A 15,548-nucleotide genomic window follows, 5' to 3' on the forward strand; every position below is an offset into this window, starting at 1 on the left:
GCACCCGTGGCTGGATGGGAGGCACACGCGTCGCAGAACCGGACCGGAGACCGGGAAGGCGCCCCCCTCATGGCCAAGCAGAAGGTACGTATTTCGGTGTAACGGTGAAGTTGCAGCATGCTCCCGCCGGAGCGCCCCGCGGCGCGGGGCTGCGGGGCGCCCCGTGGGGTTCAGTCGACCGGCTGCCCGTCGCCCGTACCGCCCTTGCAAGTGTTGGTCGCCCAATCGACCGTTCCGCCGCCCTTCTCGCACTCACCCGGAGTGAGGGCTCCGGTGACGGCGGCGGTCGTGGTGGCGGCGCTTGTGAGGCCGAGTCCGGCGAGGGCTGCCGTGGCGATGACGGCGGCGAGGATCCGTCGAATGCGCATGCGGTTTCCCTTTCACGGATTGACGACCGCCTCGGACCAGGGGTGGGGACAGCCCCCGTGCCGGTCCGGGGGGCAGCAGGATGGGCGAGTGGTGCGGCGGCCCGGCAGGCTGGGGAGGGAACGGTACAGGCGACAGGAACGGGACTGATCGGTGAATTCACGGGCACGGGCCGCGGGGTTATGGATGGGGATCTGCGCGGTGGTGGTGGGGATGCTCCCCGCGACCGCGACCGCGACCGCGGCGGAGCGGGGGCCGGCCGCACCGCCCGCCGGCCTTGAGGAGGCCGTTGGGCAGACGGTCGCCGACGGATTCCCCGGTGCCGTGGCCTACGCCAGGCGCGGGGAGCGGGAGTGGCGGACGGCGGCCGGGCTCGCGGACACGGCGACCGGCGAGCGGGCCCGGCCGGACCAGCGGTTCCGGATCGCGAGCAACACCAAGTCGTTCGTGTCGACGGTGCTCCTGCAGCTGGAGGGCGAAGGGCGGCTCTCGCTCGACGACAGCGTGGACACGTGGCTGCCCGGCGTGGTCCGGGGAAAGGGCATCGACGGCAGGGCCATCACCGTCCGGCAGCTGCTCAACCACACCTCGGCCATCTACGACCCCACCAACGAGCCGGAGTTCTTCGCGCCCTACCTGGAGCGCCACGACTGGGACTACGTGTACACGCCCCGCGAGGTGATCGCCCGCGCGGTACGGAACGGGCCGACGTTCACGGAGAAGGAGGGCTGGGCGTACTCCAACACCAACTACCTCCTCGCGGGTCTGGTGATCGAGACGGTCACGCAGCGCAGCGCACCCTCCGAAATCCATCGGCGGATCATCGCTCCGCTCGGTCTGAAGGACACCTCCTTCCCGGTGACCGACCCGAACATCCGCGGCCCCCACCTGCACGGCTACGACCTCAAGGGGCGCGATGTCACCCGGTTCAGCCCGTCGTACGACTGGACCGCCGGCGCCATGATCTCCACGGTCGGCGACCTGGCCCGTTTCCACCGGGCCCTGTTCACCGGCAAGCTGCTGCGCCCCGCCCAGCAGCGTGAACTCCTGACGGGGAGCCGCGGCAAGCCGGCGTACGGACTCGGTGTGCGCTCCGTCGACGTGACGTGCGGCTCGGGACCGGGCAGCAAGCAGGTCAGCGCCTGGGGAACCGACGGCAGCGGACCCGGCTTCACCAGCATGTCCCTCACCACCGCCGACGGCGGACGCCAACTGGTCTTCGCCGCCAATCTCTACGACCTCGGCGCGGAACTGAAGAACGAGGTGCCCGTCCCGCTCACCCGTGCGCTGGAACAGGCCCAGACGGCAGTCCTGTGCGACTGAGGCGCCACCGGTCAGGAAAGCCGCAAGTCGATCCAGGGGACGGTGTCCCCCGGCAGCAGGTAGCGCTCGGTCTCGACGAACCCGTGCTTCAGTGCGAACCGCAGACCGTCATCGTTCGATGACAGGACGACGGTCTCGATCACCCGGGCGCCCAGCTCCCGCGCCCGGTGGAGCCCGCGCGCATAAAGGGCTTCCCCGAATCCCCGTCCACGGTGCGCGGCGAGCACCCTGGCGATCACCGTCGCCGTCGCCGTGTCATCAGTCGGCGGGCGCACGGTGCTGCAGCCCACGAGGGTGTCACCGAGGTACAAGATCTCCAGGCAGTGGCGCTCGGAACGTTCCCGCACCTCCTCCAACGACAAGACGTGGGTAGGGATGATCACGTTGTGGACGTGCTGCCAGTCTTTGAGAGCGGCATCGCAGTCGGGCTCTCGGAAGCGAAGGTCAGGCATCGAAGCAGGAGACCCGAGTACTCCTGGGACGTCAACTCCCTTTGCCGGCCGACGAGCCACGGCTGCCCGTCACGTGCAGCGGCGGCGTCCGATTGAGGGGGGCGAGGCTTCCTGGGCGGTCATCACCTCGTCGCCGTGCTCGAAGGCCCATGCGCCGATGGCGTCGATGGGAACGAGCAAGCTCTGCCCAAGGGCGGTGAGTTGGTACTCGACCCGTGAGGGTGCGTGTGCCTGCCGGTCGACCAGTCCGTTGAACCGCAGCCGGTGCAGCGTCTCGACACTCCGTCAGGGGGTCTGAGGGCCGCCCCGAGGAGCAGGCCCACGCGCGCACGTTCAGCGCCGCGGGAGCGGCGGACGGATCGCCGTGTCCGAGGGGCATGCGCAAGGTGCGGCTGGCGCGCTATCTTTCCTTCCCCGAGCGACGGGCGGCGCACGGTCCACCGATCGGAACCGTCAAGTGGTGTCGATGGCGGGCGATGGTGGTTCCTCAATGCTGTGGGGAGATTTCCTCCCCCTCGTGCAGTACGACCTGCCCGTCAAAATGGTCCTCTTCGACAACTCGCCCTACAGAAAGGCCGAGTGGAAGGCGTCGGTTTCCGGCCTGTCCTCCTACGGGACGACGGACCAGGCCCCCGACGTCGCCGCCCTCGTGCGCGCGGTGGGCGCGTACGAGGGCGGCTCGGCGAAGCCCAAGCAGCTCACAGGGGCTGTGCAGGACGCTTTCCGGCATCGGGGACCCGTTCGGGTGGGCGGGGCGACGGACCCGGCCGCCTTGTGGGTTCCTCCGAAGACCAGTACCGAAACCGTGGCCGGATTCGCACGGTCCGCCAGCAAGATCGTGTGCGACCGCGTGGTCGGCCGCGTGATCCGGATGGCCCGATCCGACCTCCCCGACACGCCCCGCCCCTGAGCCCGCAGGAGTGCGGAACCGCCCGGGGGGCATGCATCCCGTAGACCTGTTCGAGAGCAAGGACACGGGAGGGACATCGCCGTGCGGGTGGGGGCGAAGACCGGAAAGCTGTGGGGGAGAGGGAGGCCGGTGCCGCGCGAGCCGTCCGCCGACGGGGACGGGGAAGCGGCGGACACGCTGCGGATCACCCGGAGCGTACGTCGGGCCGACCTGAAGGCGATCGGCGAAGTCCGCCGGGACTTGCGGGAGTTGATGCGCCACCGGTGCCATACCGATGCCGCCGAGGTGGCCGAGTTGTTGATCACCGAGCTCGTGACCAACGCGCTCGTCCACACTGACCGCGGCGCGGAGGTGCACGCGAGCCTCGCCGCCACCCGGTTACGGGTGGAGGTCCGGGACTACGCCGCACGCCGGCCCCGGCCGTACGTACCGACCGCCGACGACGGTACGCACGGCCGGGGACTCGTGCTGGTGCAGGCGCTCGCCGACGACTGGGGCGTGGACGCGCTCGCCCTGGGCAGCGGCAAGGTGGTGTGGTTCGAGCTCGACGGACGGCACGACGCGTCGTAGCGCGGGCCCGGACGACGTGCTGCACGACGAAGGGCCCGCCTGAGCAGGCGGGCCCCGTGGGGGTTCTCCCGTACGAGCGGACCGGGTCAGCCGAACTGCTGCTCCAGGTCCTTCAGTTTGCGCTCCAGCGAGTCCAGCCGGGGAATGGTCTGGGTGTCGTCCTCGGCGGTGAGGTCCACCGTCCGGGTGCCGGTCACGTCAAGGGATTCGGTTCGGGTGACGGCCTGCAGGGAGGGCCGGCCTCGCAGGGGCAGTTGTCCTGATTCCGGTATGGCCGGCTCCGCGCCGACCGGCGCGGAGCCCACTCCCTGCGTCAGTTCCGGGAGCTCGACCTGGCGGCCGCGGGAACGCCCGAACGCCCGGTTCTGCCGGCCCAGCGCCTTGATGCGCGCCCGGTCGAGCCGGTTCTGATCGCGCCTGCGGTGCCGGTCCTGCTCCCGCTGCTTCTTGTCCTCGCGCACCTCGTCCACGGCCTCGTCGAGGGTGCGTACCCCCTCCAGCAGCATGAGCGACCAGGCGCCGAAGGTCTCCCGAGGGGCCCGCAGCCAGCGGACCATCCGGATCTGGGGCAACGGCCGCGGGATCAGGCCCTGTTCGCGCAGCGCTGCCCGGCGGGTCTGCTTGAGGGCGCGGTCGAAGAGCACGGCCGCCGAGAGCGACATCCCCGCGAAGAACTGCGGGGCCCCGTCGTGGCCCAGGCCCCGCGGGGCGTGCACCCAGTTGAACCACGCGGCCGCGCCCGCGAACAGCCAGACGAGCATGCGCGAGCCGAGGGCCGCGTCGCCGTGGCTGGCCTCGCGCACGGCGAGCACCGAGCAGAACATCGCGGCGCCGTCGAGGCCGAACGGGACGAGGTACTCCCATCCTCCGGTGAGGTTGAGGTTCTGCCGGCCGAAGCCGACCAGCCCGTGGAAGGAGAGCGCGGCGGCGACCGCCGCGCAGCAGAACAGCAGAACGTACGAAGCGGTCCCGTAGACGGCTTCCTTGCGCCGCCGCCGTTCCTCGCTGCGCTCCCAGCTGTCCTCGGCCGCGGCCTTCTCGCTCTCCCGCTTGCCACGGGCCAGCACCGCAACTGCCGCAAGTACGCCCAGGATCAGCAGGCTGCCGGGCAGCAGCCAGTCCAGCGATATGTCGGTCAGTCTCATGCGAATGTCCCTTGCCTCGCGTGTGCGGCCATGCGGCTGTACGGCTTTCCGGGCGCCATAGTGGCGTAGCCGGTGAGCCGTGCACGCAGGTTTCGGGGCAAGTGGACGCCATCGGGGGGCGGGGCCCGCCGGATAGGGTGTTGTAGCTCGAACTGACGCCCGTACGGACTGAGTTGTGTTCGAAAACGGTCAGTCGTACGGGGTGGGTTCAGGCGGCGGTCGCCGCGAGGCGGGCGATCCGGTCGGCGTCACAGGTCCGGGGACAGGTGACGCAGGTGTCCTCGGGGCGGATGGTGTAGAAGAAGCAGCAGCCGGCCCGGTCCCGGGTGGGCAGCTCCTCACCGGCGGGGCCGGTGAGCGTACGGAACCCCGCGCCGCCGGTGTACGGGGCGGTGGAGCCCGGCAGGAGCGCCTCCAGTTCGGCCATGGCCCGCTGTTCCTCGCCGAGCAGGTCGCCGACGTACCAGAGGCCCTCGACGACCTCGTCCGTCACCATGCCCCACAGGGCGCGGCGGCCGCGCCGCATGCGCGGGCCGAAACCTTCCAGCAGCGGTCCGAGGTGCTGGGCCACCGCTGCCCGCACCTCCTCGCGCAGCGCCTCCTCGTCGGGCACGACACGGGCCCCCGGGAGTGCGGCCGCGGGATCGTCCGGCAGGCAGGCGAACTCGCCGACGTGCACGCTCATCCGGCCCAGCGTCCGGTGGAAGGCCACCTCGGTGACCGGGAGGCGGGGGACCCGCCGGTGCAGGAACCACGGGAGGGTGATCAGCAGGCAGGCCGGCCACGCGTACCGGTGCAGTCCGAAGCCCGCGATCACGTCGGGGCGGGCCTGGGTGCCGTAGTCCCTCAGGACCTGGGCGTTGTCCCAGGCGAGGAAGGCGTCGAGGGCCGGTCCGCCGGCCGCGAGCTCGTCCGCGCCGACCCATCCCACACCGCGGGGGAGGGGTTCGTCAGCGGTTCGCTCGACCACCCGCAGTCCGCCGTACGCCTCGGCCAGCCGGGCGAACGCATCCGTCACCGCAGAGCCGGGCGGGGCGGATGTGACGGCCGGGAAGGGCGTGACGGTCATGACGGGCCACCGAATCACAGAATCACACGATCGTTAACAGGTTAGCCTTACCTTACCTGATTCGGATCGATCCGCACCCCTCCCCGCGCGCGCCCGTCACTTATTCTCAGGACAGGTCGAGACCCGGAGGAGGACCGCGTGCACGAAACGGCCCAGGCCCGGGTGCCGGCACAAAGGCAGAAGGTGTTGCGCCATTCGGTGCGCGGTCAGGTGCTCGACGCGCTGCGCGCGGCCCTGATCGACGGAGAGCTGGTGCCGGGGGAGATCTACTCGGGCCCGGCGCTCGGGGAGCGCTTCGGGGTCTCCGCGACCCCCGTGCGCGAGGCGATGCAGCAGCTGGCCGTGGAAGGGGCGGTGGAGTGCCTCCCGAACCGGGGCTTCCGGGTGCTCTCCCGCACCCCGAAGGAGCTCGCCGAGCTGGCCGAGGTACGGGCGCTGCTCGAGGTCCCCGTGATGATCCGGCTGGCCCGCACGGTTCCGGCGGCCACCTGGGAGGCCCTGCGTCCGGCCGCCGCCGCCACGGCCGAGGCGGCGGCGGCCGGTGACCTGCCGGGGTACGCGGCGGCGGACCGGGACTTCCACCGGGCGGTGCTGCGGCTGGCCGGCAACGAGCAGCTGGTGCAGGTGGCGGAGGAGCTCCACCGCCGGGCCCAGTGGCCCCTGCCGGGCGCTCCGCGGGTTCGGCGGGCGGATCTCGTCGCTGACGCGGCGGAGCACTCGGCGCTGCTGGAGGCCCTGATCGGGCGGGACCTCGCGGTGGTGGAGTCGCTGGTCCGCGAACACTTCGCAGGCTCCCCCGCCTGACCGCGCCTCAATCGCCGGCGAGGCTGAAAGACCGGGGCTCCGCCCCGGCCCCCGCGCCTCAAACGCCGGCGGGGCTGGATTGGTCGCCGACGGGGCGGGAATCGGCTGCGCCGCGTACTCCCAGCCCCGCCGGCGTTTGAGGCGCGGGCGCGGAGCGCCGTGTAGGTACAGGTACCGGAAGCCACGCCGCAGGCGAGGGGCGCCGTGTAGGTACCGGAAGCCACGCCGCAGGCGAGGGGGCGCCGTGTGGGTACCGGAAGCTACGCCGCGGGCGAAGGGGTCGGGTGGAGTTGGTCCGCCAGCCAGGTGGGGATGCCGCCCAGCAGGTGGAACAGGCGGCGGGCCTCCGCGCGCAGCCGGGTGGCCTCCGGTTCCGGTTCGGCCTCGGCCAGGGCGGCCAGGGCCGGGGCCGTGCCGATCAGGAAGCCCAGGTCCTCCCGGATGCGCAGGGACTCCGCGAAGCCCTTCCGGGCCTCGGCCACCTCCCCGTCCCGCAGGGCCAGCGCGGCCAGGTGCCGCCAGGTGAAGGACAGCAGCAGGGTGTCCCCGTGCGCCTCCGCCCCCGCGTGGGCCCGGTGGTACGCCGGCCGGGCCGATTGCGGGGCGTCCGCCAGGTGCTCGGCGACGAGCCCCCGCCGGAAGTCCAGCAGCGGACGGGTCCGGGACTCCGGGGACAGCAGGGCGGCGGCCCGGCCCAGCGCGGAGCGGGCCTCGTCGGCCCGGTCGCGCACGCCGAGCACGGTGGCGGCGTACGCCAGCTGGCCCCGTTCGCACGCGGCCGCACCCCGGTCGTCGTCGTCCTGGGACACCGCCTCGGCGATCCGCAGCGCGTCCTCGGCCTCGGCCCAGCCCTGTCCGGTGAACAGGCACCGCTCCACCAGCAGCGCGGTCCGCTGCACGGCCGCCCCGGCACTGCCGGCCCTACCGATGTGCGGCGTCAGCAGCGCCGCCGCATCCGTCCAACAGCCGCGCGAGCGCAGCCGCCATATCGCCCGCTGGAGGGGGTCGTCTCCTCCGCTTGTTCCGGCACCCGACATGGCGGTGTCCGCCACATTGCCCTCCCCAAAGCAAGCAAGCAGCACATCGTTGAGCCCTGGGGCGAAATGAGAGCACGGATCTACGGCATCGGCCAAGGGGTTGGGTGAACTCTTTCACAAAGTCCGGACGGATCATCAGCCGCCCCGCGCCGAACCCCGGCGGCCCCGGGGCGGATCTCCTCAGCTCATCCGCAGTGCCAGGAAGAAGTCGAGCTTGTCCTCCAGCCGGGACAGGTCCCGCCCCGTCAACTGCTCGATTCGCCCGACGCGGTAGCGCAACGTGTTGACGTGCAGGTGCAACCGCGTCGCGCAGCGGGTCCAGGAACCGTCGCAGTCCAAGAACGCCTCCAGCGTCGGGATGAGCTCCGCGCGGTGGCGGCGGTCGTAGTCCCGCAGCGGGTCCAGCAGCCGGGCCGTGAAGGCACGGCGGACGTCGTCCGGGACGAACGGCAGCAGCAGCACGTGCGAGGCCAGCTCGTGGTGGCCCGCCGCACAGACCCGGCCCGGGCGCGCCGCGGCCACCCGGCGGGCGTGCCGGGCCTCCTCCAGCGCCCCGCGCAGCCCCTCGGCGGAGTGCACGGCCGCGCTGACGCCCAGCGTGAGCCGGCCGTCGTCGGCCAGACCGGCCGCCAGGGGGTCCCGTACGGCCGCGAGCAGCTCGTCGGCGTGCAGGGCGGAGTCGGGGCCCTTGTCCTCCCCGGCGTCCCCGGAGAGCGAGGGCAGCGGTACCAGGGCGATGGCCTCGTCACCCGCATGGGCCACGGCGATCCGGTCCGAGGGCTCGGGCCCGGAGACGGACGGGTCGACGAGGATCTCCTCCAGCAGCGACTGGGCCACCGGGCCGCCCGGGATGTCCCCGCCCTCCCAGTCGACCCGGGCCACGACGACCTGCCAGTGCGGGGCGGCGCCCAGTCCGGGCAGCAGCACCGGGGCCGCGACCCGCAGGCGGGCGGCGATCTCCGCGGGCGGGGCACCCGTCTGGACCAGTTCGAGGACCTCCTGCGCGAGCCGGCGGCGCACGGTGCGGGCCGCGTCGCGCCGGTCCCGCTCCACGGCGATCAGCTGGGTGACGCCCTGGAGCAGGTCGAGGCGTTCGGCGGGCCAGTCGCCCGCGTCCGCCTCGACGGCCAGCAGCCAGTCCGAGAGCACGGTCTCGCGCACGTCGCGGGCCCCCGGACCGGCGGCCCCGCGCCCGTGTCCCCTGATCGGGAAGAGCGAGTAGGTAATACCCTGGATGGAGATCCGATGCGGCCCCCTACGGCCCGTCCGGACCGCCGCAAGGTGCTCGCCCGCCAGTGCTGCGCACACGCCCGGCGCCAGCGGCTCGCCCGCCCCGGCGATCTGCCGGCCGGTGGGGGACAGCACCCAGGCCCGGAGATCGAGGTCGGTGGTGAGCAGATCGAGCACCACGTCGGGGCCGCCGCCGGCCGGACCCGAGGTCATCAGCCGACGGTGTCGGTCGACGACGGCCGCGAGGTCTCCGGCGCGCTCGCCCGAAACCTGTCGGACGACGTACTCGGTGATCGTGGCGAATGCAACGTCTTCGTTCACGGCGAACAGCGGCAGCCGATTGCGCACACAGGCCGAAACGAGATCATCCGGAATGGCCTGCAGCTCCGCCTCACCCGCAGCGAGCCCGGCGACGCCCGCACTCGCCAGGATTCGTACGAATGGCTCGGAGTCGGCTGAATTTCGTCTCCATGCCAGGCCGGTCAGGACGAGTTCGCCCCCCGACAGGTACCGGCTGGGATCCCGTAGGTCGGTCGTCATGACCCCGCGGACCGTCCGGTCGAGTTCACCCTCGCCGCCGAGCAGCCGCAGCCCCAGCGCCTCGGTTTCCAGCAGTGCGCGCAGCCGCATGATGTCGCCGCCGATCTGTCTCGAATGTTGCCGTTGGAAATCGGGCAGGTCGTCGCATCCTGCCTTTCATACGAATCTACAAGACGGGGGAGGCCGTCAGCCAACTCCTTCATGGTTTCAGTGACTGCACCGGGCGGCGAGCGGCTTGTGTACTGGGTCCACACCGCGTTAACAGCACGTGAACGACCAGTCGAGGACTCTCGGGCCTCCTGGCTTGAAGTAAACGACACGATGAAGAAGAAGAGAGCCGCTCATGGACTTCCTTCGCCCCGCCAGCTGGGAGGAGGCGCTCGCCGCTAAGGCCGAGTTCCCCTCAGCTGTGCCGATTGCGGGTGGCACCGACGTGATGGTCGAGATCAACTTCGACCACCGTCGGCCGGAGTACCTCCTGGACCTGAACCGCATCGGTCTGCTGCGGGAATGGGAGGTCGGCGAGGACGTGGTTCGCCTGGGCGCCTCCGTCCCGTACACCCAGATCATGGAGAACCTCCGTACGGAGCTCCCGGGACTCGCGCTCGCCTCGCACACGGTCGCGTCCCCGCAGATCCGCAACCGCGGCGGTGTCGGCGGCAACCTCGGTTGCGCTTCGCCGGCCGGCGATTCCCACCCCGCGCTGCTCGCGGCGGGCGCCGAGGTCGAGGTGGAGTCCGTACGCGGCTCCCGCCTCATCCCGATCGACGAGTTCTACACGGGTGTGAAGCGCAACGCGCTGGCCGCCGACGAGCTCATCAAGACCGTTCACGTCAAGAAGGCGGACGGCCCCCAGCAGTACTCCAAGGTCGGTTCCCGCAACGCGATGGTCATCGCGGTCTGCGCGTTCGGTCTGGCGCTGCACCCCGAGACCCGCACGGTCCGTACCGGCATCGGTTCGGCCGCGCCGACCCCGATCCGGGCGAAGGCCGCCGAGGAGTTCCTGAACGCCGCGCTCGAAGAGGGCGGTTTCTGGGAGTCGGGCAAGGTCATCACCCCGTCGATCGCCAAGCAGTTCGGTGACCTCGCCTCCGGTGCGGCCAACCCGATCGACGACGTCCGCGGCACGGCGAAGTACCGCCGTCACGCGGTCGGCATCATGGCTCGCCGCCAGCTCGTCTGGACCTGGGAGCAGTACCGCGGTACCGGCAACGGCCGCTCGCTTGAAGGGGCTGCGTAATCATGCGCGTCAATTTCACGGTCAACGGCCGTCAGCAGGAAGCCGACGACGTCTGGGAGGGCGAGTCCCTCCTCTACGTCCTGCGCGAGCGCCTGGGCCTGCCGGGCTCCAAGAACGCCTGTGAGCAGGGCGAGTGCGGTTCCTGCACCGTCCGTCTCGACGGCGTACCGGTCTGTTCGTGTCTGGTGGCGGCCGGTCAGGTCGAGGGTCGCGACGTCGTGACCGTCGAGGGCCTGGCGGAGTTCGCCAAGCAGCGCGACGAGCACGGCCACGGCGGTGCCTGCGGTACCGGCGGTGGTTGCGGTAGCAAGGGCGTGTCCTTGGACGCGGCCAAGCAGTGGCAGGCGCACGGGCCCCACAGCGAGCTCCGCCCGCGGGCGGGCGACTCGCAGACCGGTGAGGGCGTGGAGCTCTCCACCATCCAGCAGGCGTTCATCGACGCCGGCGCCGTCCAGTGCGGTTTCTGCACCCCGGGTCTGCTGATCCAGGCGGACGCGCTCCTGGAGGAGAACTCCTCCCCGTCCGACCAGGACATCCGTGAGGCCCTGTCCGGCAACCTCTGCCGCTGCACGGGTTACGAGAAGATCCTCGACGCGGTCCGCCTCGCGGCCGCCCGTCAGTCAGAGGCGGTCTGACCATGGCGCAGAACACCCGCACCGTGCCCGCCGGTACGCCGACGAACGTCACCCAGGAGCACACCAAGGGCGGCATCGGCGAATCGATTCTCCGCCCGGACGGCACCCTCAAGGTCACCGGTGAGTTCGCGTACTCCTCGGACATGTGGCACGAGGACATGCTCTGGGGCCAGACGCTGCGCAGCACCGTCGCCCACGCCGAGATCGTCTCCATCGACATCTCCGAGGCGCTCGCCATGCCCGGCGTGTACGCGGTGCTGACCTACGACGACCTGCCGGCCGAGATGAAGAACTACGGCCTGGAGATCCAGGACACCCCGGTCCTCGCCAACGGCCGGGTGCGCCACCACGGCGAGCCGGTCGCCCTCGTAGCCGCCGACCACCCGGAGACCGCCCGCCGCGCGGCCGCCAAGATCAAGATCGACTACCGCGAGCTGCCGCTCGTCACCGACGAGGCCTCCGCCCTCGCCCCCGACGCGCCGTTGATCCACGAGGGCCGCACCGACCACCACATCGGTCACGTCCCGCACCCGAACATCGTGCACCGCCAGCCGATCATCCGCGGCAACGTGGAAGAGGCCCGCAAGCGCGCCGACGTCATCGTCGAGGGCGAGTACACCTTCGGCATGCAGGACCAGGCCTTCCTCGGCCCGGAGTCCGGTCTGGCCGTGCCGTCCGAGGACGGCGGCGTCGAGCTCTACGTCGCCACCCAGTGGCTGCACTCGGACCTCCAGCAGATCGCCCCGGTCCTGGGCCTGCCGCCGGAGAAGGTCCGCATGACGCTCTCGGGCGTCGGCGGTGCCTTCGGCGGCCGCGAGGACATCTCGATGCAGATCCACGCCTGCCTGCTGGCCCTGGCCACGAACAAGCCGGTCAAGATCGTCTACAACCGGTTCGAGTCCTTCTTCGGCCATGTGCACCGCCACCCGGCGAAGCTCTACTACGAGCACGGCGCCACCAAGGACGGCAAGCTCACGCACATGAAGTGCAAGATCGTCCTGGACGGCGGCGCGTACGCGTCCGCCTCCCCGGCGGTCGTGGGCAACGCCTCCTCCCTCTCGGTGGGGCCCTACGTCCTGGAGGACGTGGACATCGAGGCGATCGCGCTCTACACGAACAACCCGCCCTGTGGCGCGATGCGCGGCTTCGGCGCCGTCCAGGCCTGCTTCGCCTACGAGGCCCAGATGGACAAGCTCGCCGCGAAGCTGGGCATGGACCCGGTCGAGTTCCGCCAGCTGAACGCCATGGAGCAGGGCACGATCATGCCCACCGGCCAGGTCGTGGACGCCCCGGCGCCGGTCGCCGAGCTGCTGCGCCGGGTCAAGGCCCGCCCGCTGCCGCCCGAGCGCCAGTGGGAGTCCGCCGGCGAGAGCGCGGACGTCCGCGCGCTGCCCGGTGGCCTCTCGAACACCACCCACGGCGAGGGCGTCGTCCGCGGCGTCGGCTACGCGGTCGGCATCAAGAACGTCGGCTTCTCCGAGGGCTTCGACGACTACTCGACCGCCCGCGTACGGCTGGAGGTCATCAACGGCGAGCCCGTCGCGATGGTCCACACGGCCATGGCGGAGGTCGGCCAGGGCGGCATCACCGTCCACACGCAGATCGCCCGTACCGAGCTGGGCGTCACGCAGGTGACCATCCACCCGGCCGACACGCAGGTCGGCTCCGCCGGTTCCACGTCCGCCTCCCGGCAGACGTACATGACCGGTGGCGCCGTGAAGAACACCTGTGAGGCGGTCCGCGAGGCCCTCCTGGAGATCGGCCGCCGCAAGAACGGCTCGTACCACCCGGCGTGGGCCACGGCCGAGCTGCTCCTCGAAGGCGGCAAGGTCGTCACCGACGGCGGCGAAGTCCTCGCGGACATCGCCGACATCCTGGGCGACGAGGCCATCGACCTCGAGCTGGAGTTCCGTCACGCGCCGACCGAGCCCTTCGACCTGGTCACCGGCCAGGGCAACGGCCACGTCCAGTACACCTTCGCCGCGCACCGCGCGGTCGTCGAGGTGGACACCGAGCTCGGCCTGGTCAAGGTCGTCGAGCTGGCGACCGCGCAGGACGTCGGCAAGGCCCTCAACATGCTGTCCGTGGTCGGCCAGATCCAGGGTGGTACCACCCAGGGCCTCGGCGTCGCGATCATGGAAGAGATCATCGTGGACCCGAAGACCGCGAAGGTGCGCAACCCCTCCTTCACGGACTATCTGATCCCGACCATCCTGGACACCCCGACCATCCCGGTCGACGTCCTGGAGCTCGCCGACCCGAAGGCCCCCTACGGCCTGCGCGGTATGGGCGAGGCCCCGACCCTCTCGTCCACCCCGGCCGTCATCGCGGCGATCCGGCAGGCGACGGGTCTGGAGATCAACAAGACGCCGATCCGTCCGGAAGCCCTTACCGGGACCCTCTAGGACGGCGTGGTCCGGGGGCCGCGAGGCCCCCGGACCCCCTCAGACTCTCCGGGCGGTGTGCATGGGAACGTCACACTTCGCGCCACACCGTCCGGAGGACGTACGAAGCACCGCACCGCTCGCGGTCCCTTCACCTGGCAGTACCCCTGCAAGAACCCCCCCGTGGTACCAGCGGTCACCCCGCACTACCCGCAGTAAACGCAGTGAACATTCGCGTCGCCTCGGGCCGTCACCCCGGGTCGTGCAGCCAAACGCAGCATCCCAAATCCCGCGTCTCCAATCTCCAAGCGGGTGCCCCTTTGAACCTTGGGAGTTAGGCACCATGACCCAGTCGTCAGTAGAGCCCAAGACCACCGCGGAGGAGGCCGGCGACGGCTCTCAGCCGCCCGCCGGACGGTCCTGGCTCGACCGCTATTTCCATATAACGCACAGAGGCTCAAACGTCGGCAACGAGGTTCGTGGCGGTATCACGACCTTCATGGCGATGGCGTACATCCTCCTGCTCAACCCCCTGCTCCTGTCGGGCAAGGACGTCGCCGGCACGGTGATGGACGGGTCGGCGATCATCACCGCCACCGCGTTCGCCGCGGCCGTCACCACGCTCCTCATGGGCTTCGTCGGCAAGGTGCCGCTCGCCCTCGCCGCCGGTCTCTCCGTGTCCGGCGTGCTGGCCTCGCAGGTGGCCCCCCAGATGACCTGGCCGCAGGCCATGGGCATGTGTGTGGTCTACGGTGTCGTGATCTGTCTCCTGGTCGTCACCGGCCTCCGCGAGATGATCATGAACGCGATCCCCCTCGCGCTCAAGCACGCGATCACCATGGGCATAGGCCTCTTCGTCGCCCTGATCGGCTTCTTCAAGGCCGGTTTCGTCGGCAAGGGTCCGGAGTTCGGTCCTCCCGTCCAGCTCGGCGCGGTCGGCGAGCTGTCCGGCTGGCCCGTGCTGCTCTTCTGCATCACCCTCGTCGCCATCTTCATGCTCCAGGCCCGCAAGGTGCCCGGCGCCATCCTGATCGGCATCGTCGGCGGTACCGTCCTGGCCGCGATCCTCAACGCCGTCGTGGACATCGACCCGAAGGCCTGGAAGAACGGCCCGCCGGAGCTTGACGGCTCCGCGGTCTCGATGCCGAACTTCTCGCTCTTCGGTGACGTCTCCTTCGGCGGCTGGGGCGACGTCGGCTACATGACGATCGGCATGATCGTCTTCACGCTGGTGCTCGCCGGCTTCTTCGACGCCATGGCCACCATCATCGGCGTCGGCACCGAGGCCAAGCTGGCCGACGACAAGGGCCGCATGCCGGGCCTGTCCAAGGCGCTCTTCATCGACGGCGCCGGTGGCGCCATCGGTGGCGTCGCGGGCGGCTCCGGCCAGACCGTCTTCGTCGAGTCCGCGACCGGCGTCGGCGAGGGTGCCCGCACGGGTCTCGCCTCCGTGGTCACCGGCCTGTTCTTCGCCGCCTGCCTCTTCTTCACCCCGATCACGCAGATCGTCCCGGGTGAGGTCGCCTCCGCGGCCCTGGTCGTCATCGGCGCGATGATGATGCAGAACGCCCGCCACGTGGACTGGGCCGACAGCGCGACCGCGATCCCGGTCTTCCTGACCGTCGTGATCATGCCGTTCACCTACTCGATCACGGCCGGCGTCGCCGCCGGTGTGATCTCCTACGTCGCCATCAAGATCGCTCAGGGCAAGGCCCGGGAGATCGGTGGCTTCATGTGGGCGCTGACCGGGATCTTCCTGGTGTTCTTCGCCCTGAACCCGATCGAGCACTGGCTCGGGGTCGGCTGACCCCGAACCGCCTGATCATCACGTACCCGCACCTCC

At 70.9% G+C, this 15,548-nt stretch carries 14 protein-coding genes and 1 pseudogene; 8 read left to right on the plus strand and 7 right to left on the minus strand.

Annotated elements, in window-relative coordinates; translation table 11 throughout:
* Nucleotides 1–170: 170 nt before the first annotated feature.
* Nucleotides 171–368 carry a hypothetical protein gene (locus OG594_RS33785; RefSeq protein WP_266606178.1) on the minus strand — a complete coding sequence of 66 codons (198 nt, stop codon included), beginning with the start codon at nucleotides 366–368 and terminating at the stop codon, nucleotides 171–173.
* A 211-nt stretch (nucleotides 369–579) separates the two neighbouring features.
* Between OG594_RS33785 and OG594_RS33790 the strand changes: the two genes are divergently transcribed.
* Nucleotides 580–1,689 carry a serine hydrolase gene (locus OG594_RS33790; protein WP_266606179.1) on the plus strand — a complete coding sequence of 370 codons (1,110 nt, stop codon included), beginning with the start codon at nucleotides 580–582 and terminating at the stop codon, nucleotides 1,687–1,689.
* An 11-nt stretch (nucleotides 1,690–1,700) separates the two neighbouring features.
* Here the strand turns inward: OG594_RS33790 and OG594_RS33795 are convergent, their stop codons facing one another.
* On the minus strand, nucleotides 1,701–2,141 hold the full coding sequence (locus tag OG594_RS33795; RefSeq protein ID WP_266606180.1) for a GNAT family N-acetyltransferase: 441 nt from the start codon (nucleotides 2,139–2,141) through the stop codon (nucleotides 1,701–1,703).
* 69 nt (nucleotides 2,142–2,210) lie between these two features.
* A pseudogene (locus tag OG594_RS33800) lies at nucleotides 2,211–2,417 on the minus strand (winged helix-turn-helix transcriptional regulator); the annotation flags it as partial.
* An 88-nt stretch (nucleotides 2,418–2,505) separates the two neighbouring features.
* Here OG594_RS33800 and OG594_RS33805 point away from each other — a divergent pair.
* Complete coding sequence (locus tag OG594_RS33805) at nucleotides 2,506–3,051, plus strand: thiamine pyrophosphate-dependent enzyme (RefSeq protein WP_266606181.1); 546 nt, start codon at nucleotides 2,506–2,508, stop codon at nucleotides 3,049–3,051.
* A gap of 129 nt (nucleotides 3,052–3,180) precedes the next feature.
* Nucleotides 3,181–3,621 (plus strand): ATP-binding protein, encoded by a 441-nt coding sequence (locus OG594_RS33810; protein WP_266606182.1) that lies wholly within the window; start codon nucleotides 3,181–3,183, stop codon nucleotides 3,619–3,621.
* 86 nt (nucleotides 3,622–3,707) lie between these two features.
* Here the strand turns inward: OG594_RS33810 and OG594_RS33815 are convergent, their stop codons facing one another.
* Nucleotides 3,708–4,766: a DUF2637 domain-containing protein gene (locus OG594_RS33815; RefSeq protein ID WP_266606183.1), complete on the minus strand. Its 1,059-nt coding sequence runs from the start codon at nucleotides 4,764–4,766 to the stop codon at nucleotides 3,708–3,710.
* A gap of 208 nt (nucleotides 4,767–4,974) precedes the next feature.
* Nucleotides 4,975–5,835: a (2Fe-2S)-binding protein gene (locus OG594_RS33820; RefSeq protein ID WP_266606184.1), complete on the minus strand. Its 861-nt coding sequence runs from the start codon at nucleotides 5,833–5,835 to the stop codon at nucleotides 4,975–4,977.
* Nucleotides 5,836–5,973: 138 nt separating this feature from the next.
* On the opposite strand from OG594_RS33820, the gene OG594_RS33825 reads away from it, so the two are divergent.
* On the plus strand, nucleotides 5,974–6,639 hold the full coding sequence (locus tag OG594_RS33825; RefSeq protein ID WP_266606185.1) for a GntR family transcriptional regulator: 666 nt from the start codon (nucleotides 5,974–5,976) through the stop codon (nucleotides 6,637–6,639).
* Between the two features lie 260 nt (nucleotides 6,640–6,899).
* Here OG594_RS33825 and OG594_RS33830 read toward each other — a convergent pair whose 3' ends face one another.
* Together OG594_RS33830 and OG594_RS33835 are read right to left on the minus strand one after the other, a co-directional pair.
* A complete protein-coding gene (locus tag OG594_RS33830) occupies nucleotides 6,900–7,676 on the minus strand; it encodes a hypothetical protein (protein WP_266606683.1) in 777 nt (258 codons plus the stop codon).
* Nucleotides 7,677–7,856: 180 nt separating this feature from the next.
* Nucleotides 7,857–9,536 (minus strand): PucR family transcriptional regulator, encoded by a 1,680-nt coding sequence (locus OG594_RS33835; RefSeq protein WP_266606186.1) that lies wholly within the window; start codon nucleotides 9,534–9,536, stop codon nucleotides 7,857–7,859.
* Between the two features lie 253 nt (nucleotides 9,537–9,789).
* On the opposite strand from OG594_RS33835, the gene OG594_RS33840 reads away from it, so the two are divergent.
* The 4 genes from OG594_RS33840 (at nucleotide 9,790) to OG594_RS33855 (ending at nucleotide 15,512) form a co-directional block, all read left to right on the plus strand.
* On the plus strand, nucleotides 9,790–10,686 hold the full coding sequence (locus OG594_RS33840; protein WP_030715117.1) for a xanthine dehydrogenase family protein subunit M: 897 nt from the start codon (nucleotides 9,790–9,792) through the stop codon (nucleotides 10,684–10,686).
* Nucleotides 10,687–10,688: 2 nt separating this feature from the next.
* A complete protein-coding gene (locus OG594_RS33845; protein WP_266606187.1) occupies nucleotides 10,689–11,321 on the plus strand; it encodes a (2Fe-2S)-binding protein in 633 nt (210 codons plus the stop codon).
* A gap of 2 nt (nucleotides 11,322–11,323) precedes the next feature.
* Nucleotides 11,324–13,726, plus strand: a complete 2,403-nt coding sequence (gene pucD / locus OG594_RS33850; RefSeq protein WP_266606188.1) for a xanthine dehydrogenase subunit D — start codon at nucleotides 11,324–11,326, stop codon at nucleotides 13,724–13,726.
* A gap of 322 nt (nucleotides 13,727–14,048) precedes the next feature.
* A complete protein-coding gene (locus OG594_RS33855) occupies nucleotides 14,049–15,512 on the plus strand; it encodes an NCS2 family permease (protein WP_266606189.1) in 1,464 nt (487 codons plus the stop codon).
* Nucleotides 15,513–15,548 lie beyond the last annotated feature (36 nt).

The sequence above is a fragment of the Streptomyces sp. NBC_01214 genome (genome assembly GCF_026340975.1).
GTDB lineage: Bacteria > Actinomycetota > Actinomycetes > Streptomycetales > Streptomycetaceae > Streptomyces.

Excerpts from the sequence above, each read along its gene's own strand:
- OG594_RS33785 (WP_266606178.1), bottom strand. The coding sequence starts at position 368 with ATGCGCATTCGACGGATCCTCGCCGCCGTCATCGCCACGGCAGCCCTC.
- OG594_RS33790 (WP_266606179.1), top strand. The coding sequence starts at position 580 with ATGCTCCCCGCGACCGCGACCGCGACCGCGGCGGAGCGGGGGCCGGCC.
- OG594_RS33795 (WP_266606180.1), bottom strand. The coding sequence starts at position 2,141 with ATGCCTGACCTTCGCTTCCGAGAGCCCGACTGCGATGCCGCTCTCAAA.
- OG594_RS33815 (WP_266606183.1), bottom strand. The coding sequence starts at position 4,766 with ATGAGACTGACCGACATATCGCTGGACTGGCTGCTGCCCGGCAGCCTG.
- OG594_RS33820 (WP_266606184.1), bottom strand. The coding sequence starts at position 5,835 with ATGACCGTCACGCCCTTCCCGGCCGTCACATCCGCCCCGCCCGGCTCT.
- OG594_RS33830 (WP_266606683.1), bottom strand. The coding sequence starts at position 7,676 with ATGTCGGGTGCCGGAACAAGCGGAGGAGACGACCCCCTCCAGCGGGCG.
- OG594_RS33835 (WP_266606186.1), bottom strand. The coding sequence starts at position 9,536 with ATGCGGCTGCGCGCACTGCTGGAAACCGAGGCGCTGGGGCTGCGGCTG.
- OG594_RS33840 (WP_030715117.1), top strand. The coding sequence starts at position 9,790 with ATGGACTTCCTTCGCCCCGCCAGCTGGGAGGAGGCGCTCGCCGCTAAG.
- OG594_RS33845 (WP_266606187.1), top strand. The coding sequence starts at position 10,689 with ATGCGCGTCAATTTCACGGTCAACGGCCGTCAGCAGGAAGCCGACGAC.
- pucD (WP_266606188.1), top strand. The coding sequence starts at position 11,324 with ATGGCGCAGAACACCCGCACCGTGCCCGCCGGTACGCCGACGAACGTC.
- OG594_RS33855 (WP_266606189.1), top strand. The coding sequence starts at position 14,049 with ATGACCCAGTCGTCAGTAGAGCCCAAGACCACCGCGGAGGAGGCCGGC.